This is a genomic window from Vibrio sp. 1069, from assembly GCF_033340555.1.
The window spans coordinates 1-502 of sequence record NZ_JAWOWP010001037.1 but is presented as its reverse complement, the minus strand read 5'-3'; the positions used below and the strand labels follow the sequence as shown (position 1 = coordinate 502).

General features: G+C 44.2%; 1 protein-coding gene. It reads right to left on the bottom strand.

Translation table 11 applies throughout. The annotated features are described in order from the left end of the window. Nucleotides 1–502, bottom strand: a 502-nt coding sequence (locus tag R7040_RS30470) for a TonB-dependent receptor plug domain-containing protein (protein ID WP_318098192.1), incomplete at both ends; no start/stop codon positions are given.

Here is a 502-nt window from a genome sequence, read left to right as displayed (position 1 = left end):
CACTTGTTGCATTCGTATAACCGTTGTAAGACTGCTTTCCGTTGCCTTTGTTGCGAATATAATTCCCATTGAACTCAACACGATGTGCATCATTGACTTGGTACTGAAGTTTAACCAGTAAGTTGTTCGCTTCAGTACTTGCATCTGCTAGATCTCCAAAGTTATCCAGTTCATTGCCGTCGCGACGCGTATAGGCAACTAGAGATTCCAAATCGCCAGTTTTGTTCGCTAGTGCAACAGATTCACTGAATGTATTGTCTTCGGAAGAGTAGTTGAACTTCGCATGGCCCCCAAAGTTACGACCCTTAAGGAAATCAGCCGGATCTTTGGTTTCAAATGCAACAATGCCACCAATTGCGTCAGAACCATGCAGAGACGATGCTGCACCTTTTACAATTTCAACCGCTTTTATTAGGTCGGTATCCACGTTAACGCGAGCAGAGTTAATGAACGTATTCCCTGATTCGAACTGGTTACCTTGAGATACGCCGTCCACAAGAAC